This window comes from Nonomuraea sp. NPDC050451 (genome assembly GCF_044458585.1).
The window spans coordinates 58,413-83,427 of the sequence record NZ_JBITHZ010000025.1; the positions used below are offsets into that span (position 1 = coordinate 58,413).

Here is a 25,015-nt window from a genome sequence, read left to right on the forward strand (position 1 = left end):
CGTCATGGGGTTGGCCGTCGGCTTCGGAGGTCCACGGGCGCGCGACGTGGGCAGGCTCTCCGCCTCGATGCGGCTTGTTCGGCGCGTACGGCCGGGGCGCCATGGTAAAAGATTGTTGACATCATGTCTGCCCTGCTTTACGTTGGACCATGTCAAAGTTTCTATACATGGGAGTGGGGCATGTCCTCCGAAGAGAAACGTTCGTGGATCTACGTCGTGGTCGGCGTCGGCGTCGCCGCGGTCTACTTCGTCACCGTCCTGTCGAAGGTGCCGGGCGCGGACGTCGCGAGGATCGCCTACGTGCGGCCGATGCTCATTGCCATCGGTGCCGGGATCGGCCTGGGCATCGTCGCCAGCATCGCAGCCGCCATCGCCTCGCCGAGGGAGGCCGGCCGGACCGACGAGCGCGACCGGCAGATCCACCGGCTGGGCGAACACGTCGGGTTCTACGTCATGAGCATCGCCTCGATCGTCCCGCTCGCCCTGGCCATGGCGGAGGCCGCCCACTTCTGGATCGCCAACGCGCTGTACCTGGCGTTCGTCCTGGCCATGCTCGCCTCGTCGATCGTGAAGATCGTCTTGTACCGCCGGGGCTTCTAGCCATGGTCAAACCCACGAAGGTCACGAACTCGATCCGGGCCCTGCGGTTCGCGAACGGCGAGATGACGCAGGCGCAGCTGGCCGACCGTCTCGGCGTAACCCGGCAGACCATCATCGCCATCGAACAGGGCCGCTACTCGCCGTCGCTGGAGATGGCCTTCCAGATAGCCCGTGTCTTCAACGTGCCGCTCGACGACGTCTTCGGCTACCCCGACACCGACACCTGACCCACCCCCAACCCGGCCCGGCGCGCGAGCCACCGCCTCGCGGGCCCGGCCCGCCACACCCGAAAACGACCCACCCCACGAGACCGGCTCGTCCCCACGGCCGCCTGAGCCGGGCCCGACCCCACCTCATCCGAGAGGACAACTCCCCATGACCAACCCGACGACCACCCCGGTCACCGTCCCGACGGCCACCCGCACGAGCACCCCGACCAGGATCGAGACGACCATGACGAAGACGACGATGATCGCGATCGCCCGCGACACCTACTGCGCACCGGCGCAGCTCGAGCTGCGCGACATGGCCATCCCGGCCATCGGCGCCGACGACGTGCTCGTCCGCGTCGAGGCCGCCGGCGTCGACCAGGGTGTGTGGCACGTCATCACCGGCCTGCCCTACGTGGTGCGCGCCGCCGGTTTCGGGCTGCGCCGGCCCAAGAACCCCGTCCCGGGCATGGACGTCGCCGGCCGCGTCGCAGCCGTCGGCGCCAACGTCACTCGGTTCCGTCCCGGCGACGAGGTCTACGGCACCTGCGACGGTGCGTACGCCGAGTACGCCCGCACTCACCAGGACAAGCTCGCCCCCAAACCGGCCACCCTCACCTTCGCTCAGGCAGCCACCGTGCCCGTCTCCGCCTGCGCCGCCCTCCAGGGACTGCGCGACGCCGGCCGGCTCACCGCCGGGCAGAGGGTCCTCGTCACCGGCGCCGGCGGCGGCGTGGGCAGCTTCGCCGTCCAGCTCGCCAAGACCTTCGACGCCCAGGTCACCGGCGTGTGCCGCACCGCGAAGACCGACCTGGTCCGCTCCCTCGGCGCCGACCGCGTCATCGACCACACCCGCGAGGGCTTCGCCACCGGCACCGACCGGTACGACCTCATCCTCGACACGGCCGGCAACCGCCCCTTAGCCCAGCTACGCCGCGCCCTGGCCCCCCGCGGCACGCTCGTCATCGTCGGCGGGCCCGGAGACGGACGCGTGCTCCAGGGCGCCGACCGCCAAATCCGGGCGATGCTGCTGTCGCCCTTCGTCGGCCAGCGCCTGACCGGCCTCATGTCCACCGAGCCCGCCGCCGACCTGCATACCCTGGCCGACCTCATCGACTCCGGCGCCCTCACCCCGGTCCTCGACCGCACCTACCCCCTCGCCCAGACCCCCGACGCCATCGCCTACCTCAAAACCGGCCGACCCGCCGGCAAAATCGCCATCACCATCTGACCCCGGCCACCCACCCGCCCGGCCCCGCGGCCCACCCGCCGCGGGGCCGGCCGCGTTTGGAGGTCGACCGGCTCCCGGCCGCGGGTAATGATCTGCTCGTACCGCTCCTGGCCGGCATGCTCGTTCTCCCCTCGCACGCGACGTACGGGGCAACGGGATCGGAGACGGGCTCTTGACGGCGCGATCACGGGACGGGCATCATCTACCCCAATCTGAGATCGATCTCACAAGGGAATGCCATGATATCGCAGGTCCACCAGCCCCTCCGATCCTTGGAAAGTCTTTCCGAGACGTTTCGCGCCGATCTCGAGCAGGCGGTGACGCCGCAGATCGAGGCCCAGGTGACCGCTTTCGTGGACAAGGCGCTCAGGCCCACGACGCGTGCCATCTACCTGGTCGGCTGTGGCGGCTCGTTGTTCATGTTCGGGGCCATGCGCTTCCTGCTGGAGCGTTCCCCGATCCCCGTGGTCGCGCTGAACGCCGACGAGTTCGTCCTGCGCGGGCCCGCCGCGCTCGGCCCCGACTCGATCGTGATCGCCGGCAGCACCAACGGCGGCACGGCCGAGACGGGGCGGGCCGTCCGCTTCGCCCGTGAGGCCGGCGCGCCCGTGCTGCTGGTGACGAAGGACCCCGAGAGCGTGGTGGCCAAGGAGGCGGCGGACATCGTGCTCCACCGCAGCGTCGAGGCCAAGCAGGTGCTCCAGGGCTTCATCGCCTACGCCCTGCTCAAGGCCCAGGGCGTCGCCGACGACTACGACGAGGCCGTCGCCGTCTTCCGCGACTGCGCCGAGGCGTTCGAGACCTCGGTGCACGAGCTGGACGACCGGCTGCGCGCCATCGCCGCCGCCTGCGTGGACGAACCCTGCGTGTACGTACTCGGCGCCGGCCCACTGGAGGGCGCCGCCCAGACCTTCGCCGCCTGCTACCTGCAGGAGATGCAGCTCAAGCATGCCGTGGCCACCGGCTCCGGGGAGTTCCTGCACGGCGCGTTCGAGGTGGTCGACGGCCACGTGCCGGTGATCGTGCTGCTCGGCGAGGACGCCACCCGGCCCATGGGCGAGCGCGCCATCCGCTTCCTGGAGCGGTACAACGAGCGCAACCACGTCATCGACGGCGCCACGCTCACGCTGCCCGGCGTACCGAAGAGCCAGCGGGCCACCCTGGGCTCGTTCGTCATGGCCAGCGCCGTCACCGCCCGGCTGGCTCAGCACTTCGAGTCCTACTCAGGCCGGCCGCTGACCGATCGCCGCTACATGTGGCGGGTCGAGTACTGATGCGGCTGGCCGCCGTCGGCGACAACATCATGGACTGCTACGTCGAGGCCGGGCACATGTACCCCGGCGGCAACTGCGTGAACGTCGCCGTCCACGCCGCCCGCGCGGGCGCGCGCGCCTCGTACGTGGGGGCGGCCGGGCTCGACCAGCGCGGCGAACGGCTGGAGGCGGCGCTGCGGGCCGAGGGCGTGGACGTCTCCCGCCTGCGCAGGCTCGACGGCCCGACCGGCTACGCCACCGTCGTCAACGTCGGCGGCGAGCGCAGCTTCGGCCCCTACGACCGGGGCGTGGCCCGCTTCCGGCTCGACGAGCGGGACATGGAGTTCATCGCCGCGCACGAGCTGGTCCACTCCAGCTACTCGGCGCTGCTGGAGGACCAGCTTCCGGCCGTCGCGGCGGGGGTGCCGCTGTCGTTCGACTTCGACGCCCACACCGGTGACGACTACGCCGCCGCGCTGATCCCGTACGTCACCTACGCGTTCTTCTCGGCCTCCCACCTGGACGAGCGGGACGCCGCGGACCTGCTGCGCTGGGCCTGCGCGAAGGGGGCGCGGGCCGCGCTGGCGACGCGCGGGGCGGGCGGCGCGCTGCTGTTCGACGGGCACCGGCTGCTCGCCGAGCCGGCCGTGCCGGTGGACCTCGTGGACACGCTGGGCGCCGGGGACACGTTCATCGCGTACGCGCTCGCCGGGCTCACGGCCGGGCTCGGCGGGCGGGAGATCCTGCGCCGCGCGTGCGCGTCCGCCGCCGAGGTCTGCACCTCGTACGGCGCCTTCGGCCACCCCTCACCCCTGACCCCCGAGATCAGCACCCTTCACTCCTGACTTTTGAGCTCAGCACCCCCCAACCATCCCCCTGACCAGCAAAGGAAACGACATGACCGGAACCAGCGCCGGCCGCCACGGCGCCGCGCTCACCGCTCTGTCAGCGTGCGCGGCCCTGCTCCTGTCGGCCTGCGGCTCGCAGACCACCGAAGCCAGGCCGTCCGCCGCCGCGGCCACCGTCCGGCAGGCCGCCGACCCCGCCGTCGCCAAGCTCGTGCCGCCGGACCTGACCACCGCCAAGGTCGCCGTCTTCAGCGACTGGGCGCCCGAGGAGTACGCGGAGAACGGCGAGATCAAGGGCTGGAGCGTCGAGGTGGCCAAGGCCATGGCCGCCAAGATGGGGGTGAGCTTCGACTACACCGCCACCGGCTTCGACATGATCATCCCCGGTCTCGACAACGGCCGCTACGACGTGGCCGTGGCCTCGCTCGGCGTCACCGAGGAGCGGCTGGAGAGCCTGGACTTCGTACCCCTGCAGAAAGAGGGGACCGCGTTCGGCTGGAAGAAGGGCGCCGGGCTCAGCATCCAGAAGATCGAGGACACCTGCGGCAAGACCGTCGCGGTGCTCACCGGCGCGTGGGAGTACAAGTACCTCACCGAGAACAATCCCAAGGTCTGCGGCGCCAACCCGATGAAGATCGAGCAGTTCAAGGACCAGCCGTCCGCCGAGCTGGCGGTGACCTCCGGCCGCGTCCAGCTCGTCGCCGCCGGCTCCGGCAAGCTCAAGTACAGCGCCAAGCAGAGCGGCCAGATGGAGGTCTCCGACCTGCTGGTCAACGCCGTCTACAACGGGCTGGGCGTGAAGAAGGACAGCCCGCTCGGCCCGGCGCTCAAGTCCGCGCTGCAGGCGGTCATCGACGACGGCACGTACGCCAAGATCCGCTCGCAGTGGGGCGTGACCAGCCAGGGCGATCTCAAGCAGGCCGTCCTCATCAACCAGGCCAACCCCGAAGGCTGAGGATGGCTGTGCAGACCAAGGAGTTCCGCAGCGCCGACGGTGTCAGGAAGGTGCCGCTCCGGCATCCGTGGTGGTGGGCCGGCGGGGCGGCGCTCGTCCTGGTGATCGCGGCGTTCGCGCACCTGCTGGTGACGAACGAGAACCTGCGCTGGTCGGTGGTCCTGCAGTATCTCTTCGACGCCGAGATCCTGCGGGGCCTGCTGACGACGCTGGAGCTGACCGTGCTGGCCATGGTGATCGGGCTGGCCACCGGCATCCTGCTGGCGATCATGCGGCTGTCGGCCAACCCGCTGTCCAGGTCGGTGAGCTGGCTGTGGCTGTGGTTCTTCCGCGGCGTGCCACCCCTGGTGCAGATGGTGTTCTGGTTCAACCTGGCCACGCTCATCCCGGTCATCTCGATCGGGGTCCCGTTCGGGCCGACGCTGGCGGAATGGGACACCAACACCGTGATCTCGTCGTTCTCGGCCGCCATCCTCGGCCTGGCGCTCACCGAGAGCGCGTACGCGGCGGAGATGATCCGCGCCGGGATCCAGGCGGTCTCCAAGGGCCAGACGGAGGCCGCCCTGGCGATCGGAATGTCCCGCTACCAGGTGATGCGCCGCGTCGTGCTGCCGCAGGCGCTGCGCATCGTCATCCCGCCGATCGGCAACGACCTCATCTCGATGCTGAAGTTCACGTCCCTGGTGAGCGTGCTGGCCACGCCCGACCTGCTGTACAGCGCGCAGATGATCTACTCGCGCAACTACAGGACGATCCCGCTGCTGCTCGTGGCGACCATCTGGTACCTGGTGCTGACGACGCTGCTCACCGTGGCCCAGCAGCACGTCGAGCAACGGCTGCGGGTCTCCCGCGCGACCCCCGTGGAGACGACCAGGCGGCTGCGCTTCCTCCCCTCGTTCGGAAAGGCGTCATGAGCGTTCCCCTCCTGCGCGTCGAGAAGGTCAACAAGAGCTTCGGCGACCACCACGTGCTGCGCGACGTGTCCCTCGACGTGCACGCCGGCCAGGTGCAGTGCGTCATCGGGCCCTCCGGATCGGGCAAGAGCACGCTGCTGCGCTGCGTGAACCTGCTGGAGGTGCCCGACAGCGGCCACGTCTACCTCGACGGGGAGCCGATGGGCTACCGCTGGAAGAACGGCGGCCTGCACCAGCTCACCTCCTCCCAGCTCGCGGTGCAGCGCCGCCGGATGGGCATGGTCTTCCAGGGCTTCCACCTCTTCCCCCACCGCCGCGTCATCGAGAACGTCACCGAAGGCCCCATCGTGGTCAACGGCCTCGACCGCAGGACGGCCCGCGAGCAGGCCATGGAGCTGCTGTCCAAGGTCGGGCTGGCCGAGAAGGCGGAGGCGTACCCGGAGTCGCTGTCGGGCGGCCAGCAGCAGCGGGTGGCGATCGCCCGCTCGCTGGCGATGCGGCCCAAGCTCATGCTGTTCGACGAGCCGACCTCCGCGCTCGACCCCGAGCTCGTGGGCGACGTCCTCGACGTCATGCGGGACCTCGCCGACGACGGCATGACCATGGTCGTGGTCACCCACGAGATGGGCTTCGCCCGTGACGTCGCCGATCACGTGGTGTTCATGGACGGCGGAGCGATCGTCGAGTCGGGCACGCCCGAGCACATCTTCGGCGCCCCCGGCCACGAGCGCACCCGCTCGTTCCTGGCCAGGGTGTTGTGATGGACGTCCTCGTCCTGTCGGACGCGCACATCCGGGCCGTGCTCACCGCCGCCGACGTGGTGGCCACCCAGGACCACGCCTTCCTCCTGGCCGCCGATCAGGAACGGGTGCGGTCGGCGCACACCCACCACGCGACCTTCGCGCCGGACGGCATGGCGTTCGTGCACAGCGCCGCCGTACAGGATGAGACGGGCGTGGTGATCAAGTCGGGTACGCAGCATCCCGGCAACGCCGCGCTCGGCCTGCCCGCGGTCCAGGCCACGGTCACCCTCCACGACCCGGGCACGGGCGCACCCGTCGCCGTGCTCAACGGCGCCACGATCACCGCGCTCCGAACGGCGGGCGGGCTCGTGTCCGCCGCCCGCGCCCTCGCGCTGCCGGGACCGCACACCGTCGGGGTGCTCGGTGCGGGCGTCCAGGCCGCCGAGTTCGTCCGCCTGATGTGCGAGCTGATGCCGGTCGAGCGCGTCCTGGTGTGGAGCCCGCGCCTGCACTCGGGCGAACGCCACCTCGATCGGCGGCCCTTCGGACCCGAGGCCTCGTCGCCGGGCGGCCGGGCGGCCGGGCCTCCGGTCGAGGTGGCGGCGTCGCCGGCCGATCTCTGCGCGCGGTCCAGCGTGATCGCCACCTGCACGCTCAGCCGTACCCCGGTCGTCGAAGGGGCCTGGTTGCGGCCCGGCACGACGGTGCTGACCATGGGCTCGTACGCGCCCGACCGGCGCGAGCTCGACCTCGACTGCGCCAGGCGCGCCCACCTGACCTTCACCGACCTGCCCGCCCAGGCGCTGCGGGCCAACGGCCCGATCCTGGAGGCCGTCGAGGCAGGCGTTCTCACCCCGGACGAGCTACGGCCCCTCGCGGGCGTGCTGCGCGGCGACGACCCAGGACGCACCGGCGACGACCAGATCCTGATCTTCCACGGCAACGGCCTCGGCGTCCAGGACGCCGTGCTGGCCTGGCGCGCCCGCACCCGCGCCCGCGCGGCCGGCATGGGCACCATGGTCGTCCTGTGAGTTACGCTGCCACCGCCCCGCAACCCTCTCCGAGAAGGACGTGATCGTGGCCACCGAGCCCGGACCGCGGAAACCCGCCAAAGGCGCGCGCCCCAACATCAAGGACGTCGCCGCCCGCGCGGGCGTCTCCCGGGCCACCGCCGCGCGCGCCCTCGGCGGGTACGGCTACTCGAGCCAGGAGGTCATGGACCGGGTCACCGCGGCGGCCAGGGAGCTCGGCTACGAGCCCAACCGCGTCGCCCGTACCATGCGCAGCGGCAAGTCCGACATCATCGGCTTCATCTGCGCGGACATCTCCGACGCCTTCTTCTCCAGCGCCATGCGCGGCATCTGCGACGTGGCGCTCAAGCAGGGCTCCAAGGTCATCGTCATGAACACCGACGACCAGCTCGCCCAGGAGCGGGAGGCGGCCCGCGTCCTGCTGTCGCACGAGGTGGACGGCATCGTCATCACGCCGGTGTCGGTGCGCGAGCACGCCCACATCGACGCGGTCACGGAGGCCGGTGTCCCGGTCGTCTCCCTCGATCGCCAGCTCAGCGACGCCGGCATCGACAGCGTGATCGCCGACAACGAGGCCGCCACCGCGGGCGCCATCGAGCACCTGATCGGCCGCGGGCACCGCCGCATCGCGTACCTGGGTTCGGTGCAGCCCGAGGAGCCGCCCAGGTTGCGCATCGGCAAGAGCCGTACGAGCGTCGCGGGCCCGTCCCGTCCGTCGCTCGACCGGGTGCGCGGCTATCTGCGGGCGCTGTCGGAGGCCGGGCTGCCCGCCGACCGCGAGCTCATCTCCCTCGTCTCTCAGGGCAGCTCACCCGAGAGCCGGATGGCGGCGGTGGCGGCGGTGCTCGCGCTCGACGACCCGCCCAGCGCGCTGTTCACGGCCGACAGCTACATGACCAAGAGCGCCTTCTGGCTGTTGTCGGATCGGGGGGTGGAAATTCCGGGGCAGATGTCGTTGCTCGGGTTCGACGATCTGGAGTGGACCACGCTGGTGCGGCCCCGGATCTCCGTCGTCGTGCAGTCGGCGTACGACATGGGGCGCGCGGCGGCCGAGCAGCTCTTCGCCAAGCTCTCAGAACCCGGGTCGGACGGCGGTGGGAAGGGCCGCCGCACGGTCGTCCCCACCCGTTTCCTCGAGCGCGACAGCGTTGGCGATGTGAGGTAGGTCACCTGGAAGGTGGCCGCGGCAAGGAGTCGGTGCGGAGGCGCTCCTGCGGCATCGCCCAAGACTCAGGCCCGACGCCCCACCGGTTGCGGGACGACATCGCAATTTTCTCCGAACATCGCCGGGCCCGGTGATCCGGGTCAGAAGTCGTAGCGGCGGTAGTCGGCGGCCTTGGCCTCCTTCTCCGTGCAGAAGAACGTCTCGTCGAATGGCGTCACCGCGTAGCCCTCATCCCCGGGGACGTTGTAGCTCATGGCGGCCGCGAAGCCGGTGGCGACGACGGGCAGGCCGCCGCACCTGACCACGTGGTACGGATAATGGGTCATCGTGCCGACCAACGGCGTGACCGATGCGATCGCGTACACGGCCACGGCCGCCATCAGCGCGCGCAGCCAGTCCGGCCGGAAGCGCAGCAGGGCGAGCAGGATCAGGCCTGCGAGGTAGGCCAGCATGAACAGCACCAGGTACGGCACCGAGAACAGCACCCACGACCGCCCCCGCAACGCGAGGATCACCGCGACCAAGCCCAGCGCGGGCAGGCCGATGACGAACGCGGCCAGCCACGCGCTCGCTCGTTGAAATGACCTCATGCGTGGTGTGATGATCAGATTCGCAGGTTGGTTCTCGGACCGGACCAGGATCCCGGACCAGACATGGTGGGCGTCCTTCCCGGGACGGACTGGCCGCCCTCGCAAGGACGCCCAGCGGTGCCCACCTCGCAGCGGGCTCACCGACGCCGACCGGCGCGCGCTCAGCCCGCTCTTCTGGCCGCACGCGCTCCGAGGCTGTCGAAGTCATGCGTGATTTATCGGCATTATCCGTAAGATCGCTCCATGCCGGACGCCTTCACCGTTCTCTGGACACACGACACCTGCCGGGCCCTCCGCAAGCACGGTCGCGTGGGCGAGCGGCCGCTGGTCGCGTTCAGCGGCGCTCACCAGTCGCTGCCGGCCTGGACGGGCGCACAGCCTGGCGACGAGGTGTACGCGCTGCACGTCAACCGTTACGTCGTCCACGTGGTCAGCCGCATGCGCATCGTGGACCTCGTTCGCGGCGAGTGCTGTGGGCCCCTCCCAGTGCACTGGGAGGACCCGGCCTGCCCCGGTCACGAGGACTGGGCGATGCTCGGCGCCCATGGCTGCGGGGCCGAGCCGATCCATGTCGACGCGACTCCCGTCCGGTTCGACCTGCCGGTTCCCGGCGATCTTCTGTCCCGGCTCACCTGGCGGAACGCGCGAGGCAAGACACGAACGCTCAAATACGTCACCGAGGACGGACGTCTTGAGCGCTCGATCAGCCTGCAGGGGTTCTACCGGCTGACCCCGGAATCAGCCTCCGAGCTTGACGGGCTGGTGTCCGGGGCACTCGTCTGAAGGTCGCCACCCGATACGGCAGAACAGGCCACCGATGTGGATCTGACGACCTTGAGGGTGCGGGCGGCTTCGGTGGCAGAGACTCCGTCGTTGACGAGGCGGCGGAGGGTGCGAGTTCGGCGGGGCCGATGACGGTGGAACCGGCCTTCATCGGCCTACGGTGGCGGCCCTCCTTGTGCTCGGCGTCGTCTGCGAGGCTGGCGCTGTACGCGTCTACGCCCGCGCCCGTCGCGACGCCCGGAACAAGCTCACTCGGTGACGGTCTTGGAGTTGGGCGCACGCACCGTAGTAGACGTGGCTCTACGCCGCATAGACGGGCGCCAGGTCGACGAAGACGCGGTAGTCCGAGATCAGACCGTCGTCACGGGTATGCCAGATGGACACGGCCACGACGCTGACGTCCTTGCCGTCGAGCCGCCGGTATGTCACCTCGGTCTCGGCAATGGTGTCGGCGTCGACCTGCCACGTTCTGACGACCCTGTGCGCGAGGCCCGCGATGGTCGCGAAGAATATCCGCAGTCCCTCGGCGATGGCGTTGCGTCCCACCATGGGCTCGGCATTGCCGAACACCATCCTGGCGTCCTCCGCCAGCAACCGCACGAAATTGCCGGGCTCGAACGAGTCGACCACCTGGAAAACGCGCTGTGCCTCATCGTCGGACATGCCGATCTCTCCTCCCGTGGCGAGGGTCGCTGCTCGGGACGTTACGTGGCGACGGGCAGGATGCAACCCCTTGGGGTCCCGGTAGTAATGACGTCCTGCTCGATCCGGGATCGGCCACGGCCGGGCTGTCCATCCGGATGGACGAGGCCCCCCACTACGACCTGGAGGTGGGCGACGGGCACGCGCTGCTGATCGCCCGGATCGGCCCGCTGCGCCAATGCGTGGCCCGGCACCCGGTGCCGCCAGGTACGCTCACGCCGGCCATCGACACCCGCACCCACGACATCCTGCCTCCGTCGGCGACCAGCGAGCCGCTGGGCGTGGAGGGCAGAGGCCCGGGCCGGCTTCGACTGGTTCGGCCGCCGGCCGAAGGACGGCTGAGCACCGGCGCGGAGCTGGGTGGTGCGGCCGTGGCGCGCCACGGCCGGTGCCCGTGGTCAGGCACCCGAGCGCCGAGAACGCAGCCGGAGTACCAGGACCAAGGCCAGGCCGAAGGCCACGAGGAGAGCCGCGACGGCGAAAGTCCAGCGCGTTCCGCGAGCTGTCTCCGCCGCCGCGGCTGTGGTGACATCACTCGTGCCGACGGCGAAGGCGAAGACCGCGCCCATGACCGATGCGCCGGTCATGAGGCCCAGGTTCCGGGAGAGATTGAGCATGCCCGACACCAGCCCACGCCGGTGAGGGGAGACGTCCTTCATGACCGCGGTGTTGTTGGCCGCCTGAAACAGCGCGTAACCGGCGGTCACGGCGACCAGGGGCACGACGTATCCGATGACACCGGCTGCCGTGGGCATCAAGGAGAGCACTACGGCGCCACCGATGATGCCGCTGAGCCCGACGACCACCATGGTGCCGGCGCCGAAGCGATCGGTGGCGCGGCCCGCCGGGACGCCGGTGAGGGCGGACACCGCGGGGCCCGCCGACATCGCCAGACCGACGAAGGCCGGGTCGAGCTCGAGTGCCCGTGCCAGATGGAAGGGTCCCACGACGAGAGTGGTCATCATGACGGTGGAGACCAGGGCGCTCGTCGTCAGGCCGGAGGCGAGGACGGGGTCGCGGAGCATCGAGAGGGTGAGCAGCGGGGACGAGACCCGGCTCTCGGTGATGACGAACAGCGCGAGGCCTGCTCCCGAGGCGATGAGCAATCCGACGGTCAGCGGGCCGAAGGAGTTCCCTTCGATCGTCACGGCCAGCGCGTAGGCGCCCAGGGTGGCCGCCAGCAACGCCGCGCCCACGGTGTCGAACCGTCGGCCTGCGGAGGTCGGCGCCGGCGCGGAGCCGGGCAGCACCCTGAAGGTGAGGACGAGCGTGACAAGGCCGAGCGGCACACAGGCGAGGAACATCACACGCCAGCCGAAGACCTCGATCAGGACGCCACCGAGGGACGGGCCGAGCGCCGTGCCGACTGCCGACATCGTTCCGAGCAGTCCCATGACACTGCCGGTGCGGTCTTTGGGCACCGTCTCTCCGACGAAGGCCATGGTCAGCGCCATCATGCAGGCGGCGCCGGCCCCTTGGAGCGCCCGGGCGGCGATCAGGAGGGCAAGGTTCGGCGCGAGAGCGCAGAGCAGCGTCGCGAGGGTGAACACGGCGATGCCACTCAACATCAGGCGGCGCCGGCCGGCGAGATCGCCGAGCCGACCGGCTCCGACGATCAGTGTCGTGACGGCCAGGAGGTAGGCGATCACCACCCACTGAACCTCGTTGAAGGCCGCGTCGAAGGCCACAGCCACGTTCGGCAGGCCGACGTTGGCGATGCTGATGCTCAGCGAGGGCAGAAGCATCGACAGCGACAGCGCGCTGAGCGCCCAGAGCAGTGGCGGGCGGCGCGCAGGCGATGCCTGCTCAGGCTCGGTGCTCGGAGGAGTTGCTGATCTCAAGATGATGGCTTCTTCCTGAAGTCGAGGGGTTCGCCATGACCGTAGGTCGCCTCTCGACGTGGCGGAAGACGCAATGATGGAAAGTCATTTGTGCATGAGACGCCATGTGTGAGCTGATCTGTGGGATCGTGTCCGCATGGCGCGGCCCGATCTGAACTTGCTGGTGACGCTGGACGTTCTGCTCGAGGAGGGCAGCGTGACGCGGGCGGGAGAGCGGCTCGCGCTCAGCCCGTCCGCGATGAGCCGCGCGCTCGCACGATTGCGGCGAGCCACGGGTGACCCGCTGCTGGTGCGCGCCGGACGGGGGCTCGTGCCCACGCCCCGCGCCCTGGAGCTGCGCGACCGTGTGCGCGGCCTGGTCCAGGAGGCGGAGGAGGTGTTGCGGCCGGCCGACAAGCTGGACCTGGCGACGCTGGAGAGGACTTTCGCGTTCCGTGGCAGCGATGGGTTCGTGGAAAGATTCGGACCCGAGTTGGTCGCCAGAGTCGGCAGAGAGGCACCTGGCGTGCGGTTGCGCTTCCTGCAGAAGACCAAGAAGGACGTCGCTCCTCTGCGGGAAGGCATGGTCGACCTGGAGACGGGCGTCATCGAGCACGCTCTGGCTCCGGACGTGCTGAGCAAGCCCCTGTTCACCGACCGGTTCATCGGGGTGGTGCGGAGTGAGCACCCGCTGAGCACCGGGAAGGTGACGGCGGCCCGTTATGCCTCCGCGCGACACGTGCACGTCTCGCGGCGCGGTCTGACGGAGGGACTGGTGGATGAGGCGCTTCGCCCGACGGGCCGCCACCGGGACGTCGTGACGGTCGTCGACGGCTTCAGCGCCGCCTTGGCCCTGGCGAAGGCTTCGGACCTGGTCGCCACGGTTCCGGATCGTCACACCGTGGACCTGCGGCAAGGAATGTGCTCCTTCGAGTTGCCGTTCCGCGCCCCCGAGGTGACGGTGTCGTTGTTGTGGCACGTACGTCTCGACGCGGACCCGGCTCACCGGTGGCTGCGCAACCGCGTCCTCGATGTGTGCCGCTTCGACGGACAGGGTTGATCGTCGGTGCCGCGGCGGCCACCAGCAGCCCGCCCGGCAGGTTGAGCACCGGCCAGGGCAAGGCGCCGCCCAGGCTCCAGCCGGAGACCGGCGCGACCGGCGATGACCTTCACCTGGTTCGATGACGCCCCGGCGCGGCCGGATTGCCGGGCTTACGCTCCTGGGCCGTGCGTTTCGACACTGTCACGACTCCCGCTCCGCTGCCAGGCTCCGGAGTGCCAGGACGGCCATGTCGTGGCCGAACGCGACGATCAGCCGAGCATCCGGCGCGACAGCGACATGCGACACCGCGCCGGGCAGATCCACCCGGGAGGGCAGCCAGGTGTACCACCCAGGGCAACCGGACGGCGAGGTCGTCGCCGAGCCGCCACAGCTGGTTGGCCCAGCCCCGCGCGCCGAGCCGCACCGGGCGATCGGCCGGGCCCGAGCCTGAAGGTCAGGCTGTGAGGGCGGCCTCTGCTTCCCGGTAGATGACGCTCGGGTCCTCGGACAGCCACGCCTTCACCTGGCGGCTCCAGGCGTCGGCGAGCACCTCTGGCCGGTGCGCCTCGACGCCGTCGAGGGCTGCCGCGACGATCGTCTCGGGGGCGGTCTTGTCGCCGTCGTACCAGGCCATCATGTCGGTGTCCGCGGCGCCCAGGTGCAGGCCCGTCACCAGGGTGCGCTGGTCGGCCAGCTCCAGGCGGACGCTGTTGGTGAGCGCCCATTCGGCGGCCTTGGCCGCGTGGTAGGCGCCCGCGCCGTTGAAGGCGAGCCAGGAGATCGCGGACAGGACGTTGAGGATCGCGCCGTCGGCCAGTTGGGGCGCGAAGGCGCGGATGACGTTGAGGGTGCCGTAGAAGTGGGTGTCCATCTCGCGGCGGATCGTGTCCAGGTCGCCGGTGACGAGGTTCGCGCCGGTGGAGATGCCCGCGTTGTTGATGACGATCTTGACGTCGGGGGCCGCGGCGGCCGCGGCGGCGACCGACGCCGGGTCCGTGATGTCCAGGCGCAGCGGGATGACTCCCGGTACGTCGATGAGGTCGGGACGGCGGGCGGTGGCGTACACCTTGCCGGCGCCGCGGTCGAGGAGGGAAAGGACGAATTGCCGGCCCAGGCCCCGGTTGGCGCCGGTGACCAGCACATGTGCTCCGTTGATCTGCATGCTGGATAGGCTAAAACCTGACGTTGACGTCAGAGGCAAGTGTTGTGATGGAGGTCACGGTGCGGATCGGCGAGTTGGCGGCGCGGTCGGGCGTCAGCGTGCGGGCCTTGCGTTACTACGAGGAGCAGGGGCTGCTGGAGGCGGACCGGAGCGGGTCCGGGCAGCGTCACTATCCCGAGTCGGCGGCCGACCGCGTTCAGCTGATCCAGATGCTCTACTCCGCCGGCCTGTCCAGCCGGACCATCGCCGAGCTGCTGCCCTGCGTCGATGCCAAGGTCAGCACCCCCGAATCGCGTGCCATGCTGGCGGCCGAGCGTGATCGCATCGATACCCAGATCGCCGCGCTGGCCCGTACCCGTGACCACTTGGACGCGGTCATCGCCTGCGCCGGAAGCCCGGCCAGCGGCTGCGCGTGGATCGCGGACCGAGATGTCGCCGCGCAGGCGAGTCACTCCGCGACGCCATGATCGCCGCGGCCCGGCCCCTTCCCCGGCCCGCTGAGCGTGCTACGGCCTCGTGCTCTCGGGGAAACCGGTCCAGCGCAGGTCGGGCGGGAGGTGGCTCATGTCGTTGAACATCACGATCGTGGGAGGCAGGCCGTCGCGGTACTCGATGACCGTCAGTGCGGTGTTGGCGCTGTTGAGTCCGAGCCACCGGGACGGGGGCGCGTCCAGTGCGTGCCGCACCAGCCACGCGATCGGGTAGGCGTGCGTCACCAGGACCTCGTGCGTGTCGGGCCGGGGCCCAGGGCCGGGGACCTTCGCGAACCGGGCGACCAGGGCCTCGGCCAGCCTCTGGCCGGAGGCCGCCTCGGTTTCGTCGTAGCCGTCGAAGAAGCCGGCCCAGGACCGGGGTGTTTCGGCCGCACTGGGAACGTAGGGCACGTGGTCGAGGAGTTCGGCGGCCTCGGCCACGGGCACGTTCGGTAGCTGCCGGGCGAGTTCGTGTGCGCTCGCCGTGGCGCGTGGCAGCGGGGAGTGCCACACGGCGTCGACCGGTACGCGGGCGAGCCGTTCGCCGAGCAGGCTCGACTGCCGGTGCCCGACGTCGGTGAGCTGTCCGAACGCGTCGGCCGCGCCGTGGCGGGCCAGGTAGAGGTGTCGTGTCGCCATGAGGGGTGAGGGCGCGATGCCCGTCTCCTTTCGATCCGTAGGTGTCGGCCCTGCCGGGGGTTACGCGTGCGTCGCCGTGACGGCGCCGGTGGTGCCGTCGATGGTGACGACCGTGCCGTCGTGGAGCCTGCTCATAACGTCCGGGACGCCGAGGACGGCGGGGATGCCGAGCTCGCGGGCGACGATCGCGGCGTGGGAGAGCACGCCTCCCGTCTCGGTGACGACGCCGGCGGCGACGCGCAGCAGCGGCGTCCAGGCCGGGTCGGTGAAGGGGCAGACGAGGATGTCGCCCGGGCGCACACGCGCGAAGTCGCCGGGACCGCGGACGATCCTCGTGGTGCCGGTCGCGGTCCCGTGGCTGCCTGGCGTTCCGGTGAGGGCGGCGGGTGAGGCGTCCGAGGCGCCGGAAGGCGGTGGGGGCGCGGCGGTGACCGGCCGTGCTTGCAGCACCCAGGTGCGGCCGTCGACGATCGCCCACTCGATGTCCTGCGGTCCACCGAGTGCGGCGGCGATCTGTTCGCCCAGCTCGGCGAGCTGCGTGGCGGTCGCGTCGTCGATCGCCGGCCGTTCCCTGGCAGGGGTGGGCACTTCTCGGACGACCAATTGCGTGCCGCGTCGGTCAAGGCGGGTCCGTTTGTCGGCGATGGTGCGGGTGACCGACCCGTCCCCGGCTACGCGGTAGGCGTCGGGGGTGACCTTGCCCCCGACGACGCTCGGGCCGAGGCCCCAGGACGCCTCGATCTCGGTCACGCCGCCCAGGGCGGCGGGGGTGAACATGACCCCGGACACCTCGGCATCCAGATGGCGCTGGACGATGACGGCCATCGCCGGATCGTCGGACGGCCGGTCGTCGCGGCGGTAGTCGACGGCACGCGGCGAGAACAGCGAGGCCCAGCAGGCACGTACGGCATCGGCGATCTCGCTGACCCCGCGCACGGCGAGGAAGCTCTCGTGCTGGCCGGCCGCCGAGGCCTGACCCGTGTCCTCGTTCGCCGCCGATGATCTCACCGCCACGGGCGGATCGCCGAGCTCGTCGAGCGCGCGTCCCAGCGCGTCGATCACCGAGGCCCGGACCGGGCGGGCCTCGATCGCCTGCCGCGTCGCGTCGGGATCGTCCGACTCGCCGAGGTCCAGGTCGCGGACGGCGGCGAGGTAAGCGGCGAACGGTACGACGAAGCCGTCAGGAACCGGCAGGCCCGCGCGCAGCAACGCGCCGAGCGCACCGGCCTTGCCACCGCACGTGTCGGCGACGGCCTCCATCAGGGGTACGATCACCCGTTCCGCCCTTCAACAAATTATTGACAACATTTCGTTGATTCTCCATCATGAGTCACATGGAACGCAAGCACGACATCGCTCACACCGGGCACGACGAACACGTCCAGGCCCGACGCGAGCAGGACGCGCGTGAGCGTCTTCTGAGCCTGGGCGCGGACTCGCTCGACGCCCGCCCGTGGCGGCCCCCGCCCGCCCCGCTGTCGGCGGTCGACCTCGTGCAGTTCGCCGTCTGGCGCCACGCCGACCTGGGTCCGGAGGACGTCCTGAGCGCGCTCGCCCTCCTGCCCGCCGCCCGCGCCGAGGTCGAAGGGCTCGAGTCCGGCCTGCTGTTCATGGCCCGGAGCGCGGGGCTGACCTGGGCGCAGATGGCGCACGCGCTGGGGTTCAACTCCCCGCAGGCGTGCCAGCAGCACTACAACCGCCTGGCGGCACGACAGGACGCCGGCTCGTGACGCGGGACTCGTCGCCCGGCCTCCTGACGTTGCACGCCGTGCGCATCACCGGGTTCGCGGACACGCCGGTGATCGCTCACCGGTACGGACTCGATGTGGCCGAGACAAAAGAGACGCTGTACGACGCCGAGGCGCGTGGCTGGGTTCAGTACGCCGCCTTCGCCGGCACGGGAGGCTGGTCGTTGACCGAATCGGGCCGAGCCGGGAACGAGCGACAACTCGCGGCCGAGCTCGCCCACGTCGGCGGTGCCGACGAGGTCCGTCACGTCTACCGCGAGTTCCTCCCGCTGAACGCCATCCTGCGGCGCGCCTGCACCGACTGGCAGCTCCGGCCCACCGACGGCGATCGGCTCGCCGCCAACGACCACTCCGACTTCGCCTGGGACGCCCGGATCCTCTACGAGCTCGCGGGCATCGACCGCGCGCTCGCGCCACTCGCGGACCGGCTCGGGAGCGTCCTGACCCGGTTCCGCGGATACGACACCCGGTTCACCGCAGCCCTGGCGCGCGTCCGAGCGGGGGAGGGCGCCTGGGTCGACCGCACCGACGTCGACTCCTGCCATCGTGTCTGGTTCGAGCTGCACGAAGATCTCATCGCCACGCTCGGCCTCGACCGGCACGCGGAGGCCTGACACCCCCATGCTCGGCCACCTCGCTCCGCACGCGGGTGGCCGAGCCGGCACCTGGCTGCATCCGCTTCCACGTGCCGTCGATCAACCGCTGTGCGAGCGCGCGGTGAGCGTGGCCGAAGATCTCGATGTGCCGCTGGACCCCGGACCTGCCCATGATCATCGGGTTGGGCGCCGCCGGGTCCGCCTTGAGGGCGCGTAGATGGCTGAAGACGCCGCCCTGGTAGGCGTGGGTGTTGATGAAGGTGTCCGCGCCCTCCAGACCGGCCAGGCCCTGGACGTAGTCGGCGGAGACGGCGTACTGGGCGGCGGCGTCGGCGTTGTCGTTGCCGCTCCAGACCAGGAGCTTGTGGGTCTCGCCCTGGTGGACGACGGGAACGATGACGTGCATCTGCCCTTCGGTGTGGCCGGGGGCGAGGATGGCGACGGCCTCCGTGCGCCGGCCGATCCGGATGCGTTTCATCCCGACGGTGTGGCCGGGCGTGGCCTCGACCTCGATGTCGATCCGGCTGGGGAGGCGCGCGAGGCGGGCCCGGTACTCCTCTTCGGTGTACTCGTGGCGGTGTGCCCGCAGCTCGGCCAGGTCCTCGGCGACGGCGGCGGCGTCCGGCTGCCCCATGACGAACTTGGCCCGCCGCGCGTGGTTGTCGCGGATCAGGTTCGCGCCGCCGATGTGGTCGCCGTGGCGGTGTCCGAGGAAGACGTAGCGGATGTCCCCGGGGTCGAGGCCCGCGGCGGCGGCCTGGTCGAGGAACTGGCTCTGCATGTCCTGCGGGGTGGTGAGGGCGTCGAGCATGATCAGCCCGTCGGGGGTGCGGACGATCACCAGGCCGGTGTAGTCGGTACCGAAATACCAGGCGTTGTCCATGAACTGGACTCCGCCGGCGGGCATCGGCTGGACGTAGTCCTGGTACAGGAAGCCCATCGGGGAGACGAAGTCCTTGGTCGGATCGACGGGCCGGTCGACGGGCTGGCCGGTGCCGCGTTCCTCGGGCTGCGGTAGCCGGTCTGGCACCACACCCGGTACTGCCAGCGGATCATCGGGTTGTCGTCCACCTCCGCCGGCGCCCTGGCCGCGGTGTCATAGGCCTTGGCCAGCGGCAGGTCGGGCGCGAGCGGACCGCCCCAGGGCACGTCCTGCACGACCTGGGCCGCGACCGGGGCGGATGGGATCAGGGTGGCGGGTAAGCCGCCGATGGCGAGCATGCCGAACTCACGCCGGGAAGGCGTCATCGTTCCTCCTGGGTGTGGGAAACCCCTAAAGGTGCTCGGGCGGCCGACCTCCTGGGCTTCATGGTCGGGTGGAGCTCAGGCGCGGATTCATTCATCGCCGTCCTGCCGTGTCAGGGGATGGCGCAAGTGAGGACCGTCATGTGCACCGGCGACCGGTAGCGAAGCAGGCGCGCGGGGCGATATCCCGGTACCGGTCGTGGTATGCGGGGCCGCGCACGCGAGCCTGGAAGGGGCCATGATGGCGCAACGACCTGACGGCGGTGACTGGGGCGCGCTGCTGGTGGCGGACTCGCCGGACGAGGCACGGGACCTGTACGCCTGGTTACGCCGGGAGCCCGAGCTGCGCGCCGCGCTCCGGCTGGTCGAGAAGCCGCCTCCCGACGGAGCGCTGGGCCCGGTGGCCGAGGCGGTGCAGGTGCTGGCCGACGCGCCGGAGGTGGTGGCGGCCGTGGCGAGCATGGTGATCGCCTGGCTGCGGTACCGCAGGACCGATGTGAAGATCACCGTGAAGCAGGGCAAGGACGGGCCCGAGGTGCAGGTCACCGCCACCGGCCTGAGGGCGCTGAACCCTGAACAGACGCTCGCCCTGGCCAGGCAGATCGAGTCGGCGTTGCGGGACGGCCGGAAGGGCGGCTGAACCCGCCGCCGGGCCGGCGGCCTTCAGCCCCGACGGGCGCACGCCGGCGAGCGGGGCGGGCCAGGACGCCGCGTTGATGTTGTGGGACGGGCCGCCGGCTGAGCTGATCATCTTGCCTGCACTCTCAGATGCATGTGCATTTGCGAATTTCACCAAATTGCGGGGGAGGGTTGGGGAGCGGCGGCGGCGCATCGTACGCTGTGCGATCACGGCGGAATGTTTGTCCGTTGGCGGGCGGGGGCAAGGATCTCTCTCTCGTACGCCATGGGTGAACGGCACGCAAAGGCCCCAGGACAAGTCACCACTTTTGTGGACAAGAAGCCTTCGATCTTGCTAAACCGGGCATCTGGTCTCGGATGGCGATTAGCCTGGGGCCTGCATCACCCGTGCATCACGTGGTTACTTGATCAGGAACCACGCCGCGGCTGCAACCGCGATCAGGATGCACAGGCGGATGGTCCGGGGAGTGCTGTCAACTACATCCCGGACCATCCGCGCCACCTCCCCGATCCAGGTGGAGGGCGGGGGTGTCTCGGAGTCCGCCGGCTCGGGCTCGCGGCCCGAGCCAGATTCTGGTGGCCTTTCTGGCATTGTTCTCCTTTCAACCTTTTCGTCAGACGATTTCGTCCGATAACGAGAAAAGGCCCGCTTCGGACATTCCGCCTCATTTGTGATGCATGGGGCGGTATCCATCAGCGAGCCGTGACATGCCTCCTTCCGGTTGCCCCCTTTCCAGGTCCGGGCCGCCGTTCCGGAGACTGTCGAGTCACACCTAACCCCGCAGTCCCAACATTCGCAACCAAATCGCCACAGTCCGAAGCGTCTCACCTTGAGTGACCGTTGAATTACCAGATGCGCGGTTTGATGCCCGAGCTGCCGGATTGCTCGGCATCAAAGGGCTCACCTGCGGAAACGGCACAGGTGTCGGCTTCACCCGGAGGATTTGCGGGGATCTCTCGCCCCCGGTGCGGTTAAGTCGCAGTTGCCGTGACCTTCGGCCGGTTCGGGCCAGGTCGGGGCTGCGTGCGAGACCGGTGACGCCGGCGCGTCACAGGCCGCGCGACCGCCGTAAGGCGAGACGGGTGATGTTCACCATCCAATGCTTAACGCCCGTCACCGTCATGACGATCAGGAAGACCAGAACAGACCGATTCGGAACGAGCTGATATCGGAAAACCCTTTCCTGCCACATGAAGCACAGGCGAACGGGAAAGAGATCGTTCCGGATCGTTCCGGGCCGCGGCCTCTCCTGAGGCTCGCGCGCCGTTCCACATCGTTCCGGATCGTTCCGGAACGCCCTCTGTCGCAATGTCGACGCCACGATAAACGCCCAGGTTAGGGCCGTTCCGAGATGGTACGGCCCTTGGTGGGGGAAACGCGTAGGGCATTCAGCTCTGCGCCGGTACGGGAGAATCGGAGCCTCACTTCCTCGTCAATGGCGATCAGGATTGGCGGTGCAGATCGCCCATGCGTGAAATCCCTCCGGCCGCAACGCCGGCGGCCCGTTGCGTGGCAGCGCTGGTCGCACTCCGGCAAAAGGCCGGAAATCCGTCATATGGTGAGATTGTCAGACTGTCAGGGCGACGGCTGAGCAAAACCGCAGTGCAGAACGTCCTGACCGGCGCGCGCAAGAACCCGCCCCGCTGGAGGTGGGCGGCGGAGTTCTTCACCGCGTGCCGGCATTACGTGGCGAACACCGGCCTTGACCCCGAGGTCGTGCTCGGCAGCAAAATGGCGTGGCACCAGCACTACTCGGCCCTGCTGGAGGCCCCGGAGACGCCGGCGGCCTGCGATCCGCCTGAACCCGTTCCCGGCCCGGACCCGGCCAGTCCTTCCCGCCCCAGCCAGTCCGACGCCATCCCGCCGGCGCCGCCCCCACCGGAGACCCGTGACGACGGCGGCGCGGTGATGGTGTCGGTCCCGGTGTCACCGCTGGAGAGGCTGGCCGTGCCGATGCCCGGCTCCTCGTCCGCACTGGCTGACCTGCTGCTTGATCAGGTCATGGAGCAATGGGACGGCCTCACGCCCGACCTCGTCCCGCACAACTGGCCGGTCACGGAGAGCCGGCCCCGCGAGCCGACCGACCCCCTCCCCGCGCCCCGCACCGAACCACCTGTCCGCCCCCAGCCGATGCTGGAACTGCCGCAGCCGGTGGAGCAAGAGGCCACCTACGCGGCGCTGACCGCCATCGGCGAGAAGAAGAGCCTCACCCACGAGCGCATGCGCGACTGGTTCGGCCCCCGCGGCGCCGCTCTCTGGGAGGCCGCGGACGCGCTCTGCGTCTCGGGTCCCTGCGCTGACCGATACGCCTGGGCCAACCTGCAGCTGGGCATCCTGCTGGTGAATCGGGACGCACTCCATGAGGGCGATCAGTTCCTGCAGCGGGTCCGGCACGTACTGCCCGAGATCGCCATCGGGCCCACCCCCTGTCGTGGTGACTACTTCTTCGGCACCATCCCGGCAGACATCTGCCGGCACGTGGCCCACGACTACCGCGCCGCCGGGCGTACCGACAAGGCCGAGCAGTGGCTGCAGTACGGCAAGGCCCTCGAGGCACCCATATCCATCAGTCTGGCCATCTCGGCCCGGGGAAAGCATGCCCGGCAGGCCGGAACGTTCCAGCATCACCCACTGGCCAATGCCGCGGAGATCCACCGCCTCCTCTGGCAGGTGGAGCCGCGCACCACCTTCCCCCTTGCTACGTCAGGCCATTAGCATGCCGGGCCAGAGGCGGCCGGCCTCGCAGATCGCCCCGCACCACCAGCCGCGCGACGGGCGTTAATCCCGGGTGTGTTCGGGCATGCGACGGCCATGCCAGAACGACCGGAGAGTACGCCACCCGCACAGAAGCAGCCATACCCGGGACACACCGAACGCATGGAGCCCGAGCCGCGTGACGAGATGCGTGACTACACCGGCAGCGCGCTGCTGGAAGGCAAGCGCGCCCTGATCACCGGAGGCGACTCCGGCATCGGCCGGGCGGTGGCCGTGGCGTTCGCCAAGGAGGGCGCTGACGTCGCGATCGCGTACCTGAGTGAGCACGAGGATGCCGCGCACACGCTGAAGCTGGTCGAGGCGGCGGGCCGGCGATGTGTGCTCATCCCGGGCGACCTCGGTGACCGCGACCACTGCGCCTCCGTCGTCGAGCGGACGATCTCGGAGCTGGGCGGCCTGGACATCGTCGTGAACAACGTCGCTTACCAGCAGCCCGTCGAATCGCTGGAAGAGCTGTCCGAGGAGCAGTGGCAGCACACCTTCGACGTCAACATTCACAGCTACTACCGCATCACCAAGGCGGCGCTGCCGCACCTGCGCGAGGGCTCGGCGGTCATCAACACGTCGTCGGTCAACGGGCTGCGCGGGAACAAAGGGCTCATCGACTACGCCGCCACCAAGGGAGCGATCAACGCCTTCACCTATTCGATGGCGCAGAGCCTCGTGGAGCGCGGCATCAGGGTCAACGCGGTGGCTCCGGGCCCTGTCTGGACTCCTCTCATCCCGGCGACCATGCCGGAGGAGAAGGTGGAGCAGTTCGGCAAGCAGGTTCCGATGAAGCGGGCCGCCGACCCCGACGAGATCGCCCCGTCGTACGTGTTCTTCGCCGCCGGGCGCCTGTCCTCGTACTACACGGGCGAGGTCCTGGCCCCCATCGGCGGAGAGACCCTGCCGGGCTGAGCAGGCAAGCGGGTTGCCGGGTCTGGCGGAGGGCAGGCGACTCGCCTTGCCGATGATCGTGGGCATCGTCGGCCTCGGCCATCTGCTGGCCGGCCGGTGCCGCTTCCCCAGCCTCCAGCAAGCCGGAACTCGGACTCTGCCGGTGACGGTCTTCGCCACCGCTCTCGCCGGTCGATCATCAAGTAGCGCAGGACTCGGCTCGCCAGGGCGCGCGCACTTCGTAGTGCAGGCGGGACGTCAAGGGTGCGCACCTGGGGCGAGCGGCCGTACGTCGATGCGGCCGTCATCGCACACCCTCGCCGTGAACGGGATCTCCAGGTGGGCCACCTCGTCCGGAGGAATGATCATCAGCCGTGCCGATGTGGGGCACCGTTTCTCGGCTCCGGTCTCCACCATCCCCCAGTGCAGCCGGGCGTGAGCGGAGGCGCGCGGCTTCAGCACCACGCGGTGAGGCCGGACGTTCTCCCTGCGCACCCGCGTACGCAGGGCGTCCCCGTTGCCGTCGAACATGACCAGCCCCACGAAGCCGTACACCCAGCAGGTCTGGGCGGAGGTGTTGGTCAGCACCAGCGGCGCGTACACGTTTCCCGCCCCGGGATCCTGCCGCCCGAGGTGCGCGGAGAGGGCCTCGGTACGGCAGCGCTTGGGCGCCGACCCTTCTCCGCGGGCGGAGTCTGTGGTCGCCGAGCTCTGCGCACTGACCGCGGTGGCGTCACCGGATGCCGGGAGGCTGCACACGGCCAACGTCAGCAGGGCGCCCGCCATCACTGCCGATCCGGCACGTTTGAATCGCTGCATGCTCTGTTGGATGAGCCTCATGCGTGTTTTGTTTGCTCACCATCATGGCTTGTTAGCGTTAACTTTCGTTCGTCGGCCGCGTTCCTTTCTTCGTCGGGCGATGGAAAGTGGTGGTGGGCGGAGCAAATACGAGGAGCGGAGGTGCAGTCAAGG

26 protein-coding genes are annotated in these 25,015 nt (G+C 69.9%); 18 read left to right on the plus strand and 8 right to left on the minus strand.

The annotated features are described in order from the left end of the window. Positions 1-180 precede the first annotated feature (180 nt). From ACIBI9_RS46345 to ACIBI9_RS46390, 10 genes are all read left to right on the plus strand, one after another. Positions 181-600: a hypothetical protein gene (locus ACIBI9_RS46345; RefSeq protein WP_397232653.1), complete on the plus strand. Its 420-nt coding sequence runs from the start codon at positions 181-183 to the stop codon at positions 598-600. A gap of 2 nt (positions 601-602) precedes the next feature. Continuing rightward, on the plus strand, positions 603-827 hold the full coding sequence (locus tag ACIBI9_RS46350) for a helix-turn-helix transcriptional regulator (RefSeq protein WP_397232655.1): 225 nt from the start codon (positions 603-605) through the stop codon (positions 825-827). A 148-nt stretch (positions 828-975) separates the two neighbouring features. Next, a complete protein-coding gene (locus tag ACIBI9_RS46355) occupies positions 976-2,040 on the plus strand; it encodes an NAD(P)-dependent alcohol dehydrogenase (protein ID WP_397232657.1) in 1,065 nt (354 codons plus the stop codon). Positions 2,041-2,312: 272 nt separating this feature from the next. Next, positions 2,313-3,314, plus strand: coding sequence for an SIS domain-containing protein (locus ACIBI9_RS46360; RefSeq protein ID WP_397232659.1), 1,002 nt, complete (start codon positions 2,313-2,315; stop codon positions 3,312-3,314). Next, complete coding sequence (locus ACIBI9_RS46365; protein WP_397232661.1) at positions 3,314-4,138, plus strand: PfkB family carbohydrate kinase; 825 nt, start codon at positions 3,314-3,316, stop codon at positions 4,136-4,138. Before ACIBI9_RS46360 ends, ACIBI9_RS46365 begins: the two co-directional genes overlap by 1 nt. Before the next feature lie 52 nt (positions 4,139-4,190). Further along, positions 4,191-5,096 (plus strand): transporter substrate-binding domain-containing protein, encoded by a 906-nt coding sequence (locus ACIBI9_RS46370; protein WP_397232663.1) that lies wholly within the window; start codon positions 4,191-4,193, stop codon positions 5,094-5,096. Positions 5,097-5,098: 2 nt separating this feature from the next. Then, a complete protein-coding gene (locus ACIBI9_RS46375; protein WP_397232665.1) occupies positions 5,099-6,010 on the plus strand; it encodes an amino acid ABC transporter permease in 912 nt (303 codons plus the stop codon). Beyond that, complete coding sequence (locus tag ACIBI9_RS46380) at positions 6,007-6,771, plus strand: amino acid ABC transporter ATP-binding protein (RefSeq protein ID WP_397232667.1); 765 nt, start codon at positions 6,007-6,009, stop codon at positions 6,769-6,771. Before ACIBI9_RS46375 ends, ACIBI9_RS46380 begins: the two co-directional genes overlap by 4 nt. Next, positions 6,771-7,784, plus strand: coding sequence for an ornithine cyclodeaminase family protein (locus ACIBI9_RS46385; RefSeq protein WP_397232669.1), 1,014 nt, complete (start codon positions 6,771-6,773; stop codon positions 7,782-7,784). The genes ACIBI9_RS46380 and ACIBI9_RS46385 overlap by 1 nt, the downstream gene beginning before the upstream one ends. Positions 7,785-7,830: 46 nt before the next feature. After that, entirely contained in the window at positions 7,831-8,949 is a 1,119-nt protein-coding gene (locus ACIBI9_RS46390) for a LacI family DNA-binding transcriptional regulator (protein ID WP_397232671.1), read from the plus strand. 140 nt (positions 8,950-9,089) lie between these two features. Here the strand turns inward: ACIBI9_RS46390 and ACIBI9_RS46395 are convergent, their stop codons facing one another. Next, positions 9,090-9,539, minus strand: coding sequence for a hypothetical protein (locus ACIBI9_RS46395; protein WP_397232672.1), 450 nt, complete (start codon positions 9,537-9,539; stop codon positions 9,090-9,092). 243 nt (positions 9,540-9,782) lie between these two features. On the opposite strand from ACIBI9_RS46395, the gene ACIBI9_RS46400 reads away from it, so the two are divergent. After that, positions 9,783-10,322: a hypothetical protein gene (locus ACIBI9_RS46400; protein WP_397232674.1), complete on the plus strand. Its 540-nt coding sequence runs from the start codon at positions 9,783-9,785 to the stop codon at positions 10,320-10,322. Positions 10,323-10,622: 300 nt separating this feature from the next. Here ACIBI9_RS46400 and ACIBI9_RS46405 read toward each other — a convergent pair whose 3' ends face one another. Together ACIBI9_RS46405 and ACIBI9_RS46410 are read right to left on the minus strand one after the other, a co-directional pair. Next, positions 10,623-10,985 (minus strand): nuclear transport factor 2 family protein, encoded by a 363-nt coding sequence (locus ACIBI9_RS46405; protein WP_397232676.1) that lies wholly within the window; start codon positions 10,983-10,985, stop codon positions 10,623-10,625. 437 nt (positions 10,986-11,422) lie between these two features. Then, positions 11,423-12,865, minus strand: a complete 1,443-nt coding sequence (locus ACIBI9_RS46410; RefSeq protein WP_397232678.1) for an MFS transporter — start codon at positions 12,863-12,865, stop codon at positions 11,423-11,425. Between the two features lie 136 nt (positions 12,866-13,001). Between ACIBI9_RS46410 and ACIBI9_RS46415 the strand changes: the two genes are divergently transcribed. Next, complete coding sequence (locus ACIBI9_RS46415; RefSeq protein ID WP_397232680.1) at positions 13,002-13,904, plus strand: LysR family transcriptional regulator; 903 nt, start codon at positions 13,002-13,004, stop codon at positions 13,902-13,904. A gap of 436 nt (positions 13,905-14,340) precedes the next feature. Here the strand turns inward: ACIBI9_RS46415 and ACIBI9_RS46420 are convergent, their stop codons facing one another. Continuing rightward, positions 14,341-15,048: an SDR family oxidoreductase gene (locus tag ACIBI9_RS46420; protein WP_397232682.1), complete on the minus strand. Its 708-nt coding sequence runs from the start codon at positions 15,046-15,048 to the stop codon at positions 14,341-14,343. Positions 15,049-15,107: 59 nt separating this feature from the next. On the opposite strand from ACIBI9_RS46420, the gene ACIBI9_RS46425 reads away from it, so the two are divergent. Continuing rightward, positions 15,108-15,515, plus strand: coding sequence for a MerR family transcriptional regulator (locus ACIBI9_RS46425; protein ID WP_397232866.1), 408 nt, complete (start codon positions 15,108-15,110; stop codon positions 15,513-15,515). Positions 15,516-15,554: 39 nt separating this feature from the next. Here ACIBI9_RS46425 and ACIBI9_RS46430 read toward each other — a convergent pair whose 3' ends face one another. Then, entirely contained in the window at positions 15,555-16,160 is a 606-nt protein-coding gene (locus ACIBI9_RS46430; RefSeq protein WP_397232684.1) for a histidine phosphatase family protein, read from the minus strand. A gap of 60 nt (positions 16,161-16,220) precedes the next feature. Next, positions 16,221-17,435, minus strand: coding sequence for a PEP/pyruvate-binding domain-containing protein (locus ACIBI9_RS46435; protein ID WP_397232686.1), 1,215 nt, complete (start codon positions 17,433-17,435; stop codon positions 16,221-16,223). Positions 17,436-17,494: 59 nt separating this feature from the next. Between ACIBI9_RS46435 and ACIBI9_RS46440 the strand changes: the two genes are divergently transcribed. Then, complete coding sequence (locus tag ACIBI9_RS46440; protein ID WP_397232688.1) at positions 17,495-17,890, plus strand: DNA-binding protein; 396 nt, start codon at positions 17,495-17,497, stop codon at positions 17,888-17,890. Continuing rightward, positions 17,887-18,522 carry a transcriptional regulator gene (locus tag ACIBI9_RS46445; protein WP_397232690.1) on the plus strand — a complete coding sequence of 212 codons (636 nt, stop codon included), beginning with the start codon at positions 17,887-17,889 and terminating at the stop codon, positions 18,520-18,522. The genes ACIBI9_RS46440 and ACIBI9_RS46445 overlap by 4 nt, the downstream gene beginning before the upstream one ends. On the opposite strand, the gene ACIBI9_RS46450 is transcribed toward ACIBI9_RS46445, so the two are convergent. Next, positions 18,482-19,534: an MBL fold metallo-hydrolase gene (locus ACIBI9_RS46450; RefSeq protein WP_397232692.1), complete on the minus strand. Its 1,053-nt coding sequence runs from the start codon at positions 19,532-19,534 to the stop codon at positions 18,482-18,484. The two genes, ACIBI9_RS46445 and ACIBI9_RS46450, sit on opposite strands and share 41 nt — an antisense overlap. 453 nt (positions 19,535-19,987) lie before the next feature. On the opposite strand from ACIBI9_RS46450, the gene ACIBI9_RS46455 reads away from it, so the two are divergent. From ACIBI9_RS46455 to ACIBI9_RS46465, 3 genes are all read left to right on the plus strand, one after another. Next, positions 19,988-20,389, plus strand: coding sequence for a hypothetical protein (locus tag ACIBI9_RS46455; RefSeq protein WP_397232694.1), 402 nt, complete (start codon positions 19,988-19,990; stop codon positions 20,387-20,389). Between the two features lie 1,602 nt (positions 20,390-21,991). After that, positions 21,992-23,104, plus strand: coding sequence for a hypothetical protein (locus ACIBI9_RS46460; protein WP_397232696.1), 1,113 nt, complete (start codon positions 21,992-21,994; stop codon positions 23,102-23,104). Between the two features lie 96 nt (positions 23,105-23,200). Next, a complete protein-coding gene (locus ACIBI9_RS46465; protein WP_397232697.1) occupies positions 23,201-24,064 on the plus strand; it encodes an SDR family oxidoreductase in 864 nt (287 codons plus the stop codon). A gap of 237 nt (positions 24,065-24,301) precedes the next feature. On the opposite strand, the gene ACIBI9_RS46470 is transcribed toward ACIBI9_RS46465, so the two are convergent. After that, positions 24,302-24,862, minus strand: a complete 561-nt coding sequence (locus ACIBI9_RS46470) for a DUF4232 domain-containing protein (protein ID WP_397232699.1) — start codon at positions 24,860-24,862, stop codon at positions 24,302-24,304. Positions 24,863-25,015: the final 153 nt, after the last annotated feature.